5 protein-coding genes are annotated in these 5,186 nt (G+C 28.3%); 2 read left to right on the top strand and 3 right to left on the bottom strand.

Translation table 11 applies throughout. The features are described 5' to 3' along the window. The first annotated feature begins 410 nt into the window (after window positions 1-410). Window positions 411-2,642: a GAF domain-containing protein gene (locus L3J35_13635; protein ID MCF6367225.1), complete on the top strand. Its 2,232-nt coding sequence runs from the start codon at window positions 411-413 to the stop codon at window positions 2,640-2,642. 36 nt (window positions 2,643-2,678) lie between these two features. Here the strand turns inward: L3J35_13635 and rplS are convergent, their stop codons facing one another. The 3 genes from rplS to L3J35_13620 all read right to left on the bottom strand — a co-directional run bounded on the left by rplS (window position 2,679) and on the right by L3J35_13620 (window position 4,499). Continuing rightward, window positions 2,679-3,026, bottom strand: coding sequence for a 50S ribosomal protein L19 (gene rplS, locus L3J35_13630; protein MCF6367224.1), 348 nt, complete (start codon window positions 3,024-3,026; stop codon window positions 2,679-2,681). A gap of 92 nt (window positions 3,027-3,118) precedes the next feature. Beyond that, the gene (locus L3J35_13625) at window positions 3,119-3,778 is read right to left on the bottom strand and encodes a DUF4159 domain-containing protein (protein ID MCF6367223.1); all 660 of its coding nucleotides are present in this window, start codon (window positions 3,776-3,778) and stop codon (window positions 3,119-3,121) included. Window positions 3,779-3,794: 16 nt separating this feature from the next. Further along, on the bottom strand, window positions 3,795-4,499 hold the full coding sequence (locus tag L3J35_13620; protein ID MCF6367222.1) for a 16S rRNA (uracil(1498)-N(3))-methyltransferase: 705 nt from the start codon (window positions 4,497-4,499) through the stop codon (window positions 3,795-3,797). A gap of 56 nt (window positions 4,500-4,555) precedes the next feature. Between L3J35_13620 and L3J35_13615 the strand changes: the two genes are divergently transcribed. Further along, window positions 4,556-4,714 (top strand): hypothetical protein, encoded by a 159-nt coding sequence (locus L3J35_13615; protein ID MCF6367221.1) that lies wholly within the window; start codon window positions 4,556-4,558, stop codon window positions 4,712-4,714. Window positions 4,715-5,186 lie beyond the last annotated feature (472 nt).

Below are 5,186 nucleotides of genomic sequence, written 5' to 3'. Positions count from 1 at the left end.
ATTTTGCAGAAAAAATCAGAATATATTTATCATTTTATCTGACATTAGACTACTATGTATGTAACCACATCAGCAAAGAGGTCAAAAGAGTAAGAGGCAAGCCACAGAAGAAAATCTATTTTCAGACAGACTTATTTTCTTGAAAAACAAAAGAACCTAACCTATTTTATTGGGCTTACAAGATAAATTTAACTAATTTTGAAAAACTTTCGGATGAAAGTGACTTGTAAAGACTTAAAGTTTGTTCATTAAAAATTAAAATGTAATTTTGTATAAAGTGAGAATAAGAATAAAAAAGAAATTTCTGTAAAAATCAGCAAATAACTTTTATGTAAATTGCAAAAATATATTACTGAAAACTTATAGTGTCTTAATTTGCATATTACTAGTTGCTTATAAAATTTAGAAATATGAATTTGAGTATAAAATCAAAATTGATAATATTTATAATTTTACCGTTAATTTGTTTATTTGTTTTGATATATGTATTAATATTAAGTAACATTACTTCTTATAATGACAGTACTATTGAAACAGTTTCTTCAAAAACTGCTGAAAATTATACGATAACTGCAAATGAAAAGATTTCAAATGATATTGAAGTAATTAACTCTGTTAAAGTTTTTTTTGAAAACACAAAGATTAACAGTTCCGAGTTAAATGAATCTCAATTAAATGTGTTGAAGAATGTAATTGTAAATCACCAAGACTTTTCTTCTGTTTGGGTGCTTTTTAAAGATGAGAAAGAAAACGGAATAATAAGTCAATATTCAAGAATTGAAAATGAAATTAAATACAAAAATAAAATAATCGGTGATGATAACTTTTATAATGAGATTTACATTATTATAAAAAATACACCGGAAGAAATCAAATTATTTTCTCATAAAAAAGATAAATATAAAGATGAAAATAACTTTCTTTTTTCTCTTGCAGCCCCGATTTATAAAAACAATGAAATTGTAGGAATTGCGGGAATAGATTTTAATTTTAAAAAAATATTTGATGATACAGAAATTAAAGATGAGAGTTTAGATTTAGACTTAATGCTTTCTTTTAATAATGAGTTGTTTAATATAAAAAATACAATCTTCTTTAATGATGAAAATAACGATTTAAAAAATGCTGTTAAAAATTCAGTTAATCAGTTAGATAAAAGTTTTGTTTTTTACAGTAAGCAAAATAAGAAAAGGTATCATATAAATATTAGTCAATTAAAGTTCAAATCAAAATCTACAAACCTATCATTAATTGTAATAAGTTCTACAAATAAATTTAACAGTTTATTAAGCAAGTTTAATTTTCGATTTATTATTTTGTCTGTTTTAACTTTATTAGTTTTATGTATTATTATTCTTATAATTTCTGAAAAATATTTGAAACGAATTAAAAATACATCAACTGTGCTGACTGCGATGGCAACAGGAAAAGTGTCAGAAATAAAAGATTTGGAAACTTCCGAGAATGATGAAATTGCCGAAATAAACGATTCAATAAATACAATTAATTTAAACTTAGATAAAACAGCTTCATTTATTGAAGAAATCACAAAGGGCAATTTTAATGTTGATTATAAGTCACTTACAGATGAGGACAGAATAGCCAATTCTTTACTTGATATGAAAGCAAGTTTGGAACAAGCCCAAGAAACAGATATAAAAAGAAAAGAGATTGATGAAAAACAGAAGTGGGCAACAATCGGTGCTGCTAAGTTTTCTGAAATTATAAGGGAGCATTCGGATAATTTGGAAGAGCTGGCTTATGCAATTATAAGTGATTTGGTAAATTATATTGATGCAAACCAAGGCGGATTATTTATTATTAATGAAGATGCTGATAATAATAAATATATTGAACTTTTAGCAAGTTATGCTTACAGCAGAAGAAAAATGTTGAAAAAGAAGATTCCTTGGGGGGTTGGTCTTGTAGGCAGATGTATATTAGAAAAAGAAACAATTTTTATGTCTAAAATACCTGAAAAATATTTAAGTATTACGTCAGGTTTAGGCGAAGAAAATCCCGCAACATTATTATTAGTACCTCTTATTTTCCATGAAGAAGTATTCGGGGTTGTTGAACTGGCATCTTTTCAAGGTATTGAACAATATAAAATTGATTTGGTCGAGCAAATTAGTGAAAGTATTGCATCTGCAATTCAAATGGTGAAAATAAATGTAAGAACTGCAGAATTACTTCGAGAAACAAAAATTAAGTCGGAACAAGCAGCTTCTCAGGAGGAAGAAATAAGACAGAATATTGAAGAAATGCAAGCATCAACAGAAGAATTAAATATTAAGTTAGAAGAGATTACTAATACTTTTAATGCTGTTTATTCTGTTGCAAATATTGCTCAATTTGATTTAAACGGAAGAGTTACTGACATCAGTGATAATTTTTTAAAATTATTAAGAAAGGAAAAGCAAGATATAATAGGTAAAGTTCAAGGAAGTTTCAGTTCTGAAATTCAAAACAAAGAATCTTTTAATAAATTTTGGAGGGAACTAAAAAGAGGTAAACAAATGGAATTTGAGCAAGTTATTAATGTTGAAAATGCCTTAGTTCGAATATACAGTATTTACGTTCCGGTTAAAAATTCAGAAGGAAAAGTTTATAAAGTAATCAGCTTTGCAAGAGAACAATAAAAAAAGGCTTCAAATTTTTGAAGCCTTTTTAAATATTTAGAATCTTCTTTCTTTAATTCTTGCTTTTTTCCCTGTTAATTTCCTAAGGTAGAATATTCTTGCTCTTCGAACTTTACCTTTCTTATTAACAACTATTTTATCAACAGAAGGGGAATATAACGGGAAAATTCTTTCAACACCAATCCCTCCGGTAGATTTTCTTACCGTAAAAGTTTTTGTTGTTCCTTCTCCTTTTCGTTGAATTACAATTCCTCTGTAATCTTGAATTCTTTCTTTCTCACCTTCTATAATCTTGTAACTTACTGTAATTGTGTCACCTGCACCAAATTCAGGATAGTCAAGATCTTTTGCAAATTCGCTTTCAACAATTTTTAATAAATCCATCGTTATTTTTTTTTTAAATATTCTAGTTTTAAAGGCTGCAAAAGTATAAATATTTTTTTAAAGACAATAATTTTACAGGAAAAATATGCAATTTATTTAGTAAATGCATATTGAATTATATTTGCACCCATTTTTAAAGCTTTTGTTCTTGTTTCATACGAATCTTTATGAACTTCTTCGTCTTCCCAGCCGTCACCTAAATCACATTCGTATGTATAAAGGCAAACTAATCTGTTTTCAATAATAATTCCGAATGCTTGCGGTTGTTTTCCGTCATGTTCATGTATTTTCGGCAAACCGTTTTTAAAATTATGGCTTTGATGAAAAATTTCATGATTAAAAGGCAATTCAATTAAGTTATTATCCGGAAAAAGTTTCTTTAATTCTCTGCGAATGTATTTATCCATACCGTAATTATCATCAATATGTAAAAAACCGCCGCCGATTAAATAATTTCGTAAATTTCGTATTTCAGAATTTGAAAAAATAACATTTCCGTGTCCGGTCATATGTAAAAAAGGATAATTAAAAATTTCGGGACTGCCTGCTTCAACCGTAACCGGTTCTTTTTCAATATTAGTTTTTAAGTTTTTATTGCAAAAATCAATAAGATTAGGTAAAGAAGTCGGATTAGCATACCAATCACCGCCGCCGTTGTATTTCAGCAAAGCTATTTTATAAGTTTGTGCTGAAAGCACAAAAAAGCTGAAAATAATTAAAAATAATACTGATAAAAATCGCTTTAAATACATTCCTTTACTTTTAACTTTAAAAATTCATAAAATCAATAATTTGACAAGCCACAATACCGGCAGTTTCTGTTCTTAAACGAGCATCCGAAAGACTTACTTCCATATAACCTTTTGACACAGCTTTTTGCACTTCTTCTTTTGAGAAGTCACCTTCCGGACCGATTAAAATTAATACATCTTTCCCCTTTTCGTAAACTTCTTTTATATGCTTTTTAGTATCCGAATCGTAACAATGTGCAATATATTTTTCACCTTCAAAATCGGAATTGATTATTTCAACAAAACTTTTTAATTCATTTAATACCGGTTTAAAAAAAGCCTTTGATTGCTTAGTTGCTGAAATAATTACTTTATCGAGCCGTTCGGGTTTAACAGTTTTTCTTTCCGAATAACGACTGATAAACGGTATAATTTCATCAACGCCTATTTCCGTTGCTTTTTCAAGAAAAAACTCAAAACGACTGATATTTTTTGTAGGAGCAACAGCTATTTGAAAACAATATTCTTTTCGTCTTTCTTTTTTTCGAATATCAACCACCTTAATCGAACATTTTTTAGGATTATCATCCGTAATTTCGGTTACAAACAATTTCCCCTTTCCGTTAATCAGTTGTATTTTATCTCCGTTTTTTAATCTTAACACTTTTATGCAATGCTTAGATTCTTCCTGCGAAAGTGTATATGTATCGCTTAATATGTCGGGGGTGTAAAAAATATGCATCAGAAACTATTATAATTGCAAAAATACTTTAATTTCGTTATTGAAAAAACTGTTGAATGACAAAAATAGGATTACTATTCAATACTCTTACCGGTAATTGTTTGCAATGGCGTAAATTAGACTTTATTCATCAAAATCCGGTTAAAGAATTGATTGTGGAACATCCGGAAGATTATTTATTCAGTTCAGCTCGAAATTATGCAGATTCTAGATAGTATGATTGATATTGTTTTATAATCGGCACAACAAATAACTTGTAATTAATGAATAAAAATAGATTATATGTTAACAGCATGCAGATAAGGCACTCGTTGCAAACGAGCACCGGCGGGGTCTTTAAATTGCTTTAAAAAATCACTGTTTAATAATTCTTCTTTTGTCATGATTCTGTGTTTTAGTTGATAAATATAATAATTTTCCCTCTTTCCCTTATTTTTCGAAAAATAAGGGAAAGAGGGAAATCAACTTTACACAGTTTTTAGGATAGTGCTAAATCGAAGTTGCAAACTTCGCCTTTAGCTTTGTATTTTATATCGGAAGTTCATCAGCCTAAAACCTGCCTACCCCTTTGTTTATAGGCAAAGGCTCAGGTTTTGAGACAAAAGTGTGGGCAAGAAAATAAAATCTAAAAAATATATAAATAATTTTGCTACAATAAATTAACTTATTATCTTTGTCGGCAAGATG

This window comes from Bacteroidales bacterium (genome assembly GCA_021648725.1).
Taxonomy (GTDB): domain Bacteria; phylum Bacteroidota; class Bacteroidia; order Bacteroidales; family JAADGE01; genus JAADGE01.
The sequence above is the reverse complement of the archived record's forward strand: the minus strand, read 5'-3'. Positions and strand labels throughout refer to the sequence as shown.

Excerpts from the sequence above, each read along its gene's own strand:
- rplS (MCF6367224.1), bottom strand. The coding sequence starts at position 3,026 with ATGGATTTATTAAAAATTGTTGAAAGCGAATTTGCAAAAGATCTTGAC.
- L3J35_13615 (MCF6367221.1), top strand. The coding sequence starts at position 4,556 with ATGACAAAAATAGGATTACTATTCAATACTCTTACCGGTAATTGTTTG.
- L3J35_13635 (MCF6367225.1), top strand. The coding sequence starts at position 411 with ATGAATTTGAGTATAAAATCAAAATTGATAATATTTATAATTTTACCG.
- L3J35_13625 (MCF6367223.1), bottom strand. The coding sequence starts at position 3,778 with ATGTATTTAAAGCGATTTTTATCAGTATTATTTTTAATTATTTTCAGC.
- L3J35_13620 (MCF6367222.1), bottom strand. The coding sequence starts at position 4,499 with ATGCATATTTTTTACACCCCCGACATATTAAGCGATACATATACACTT.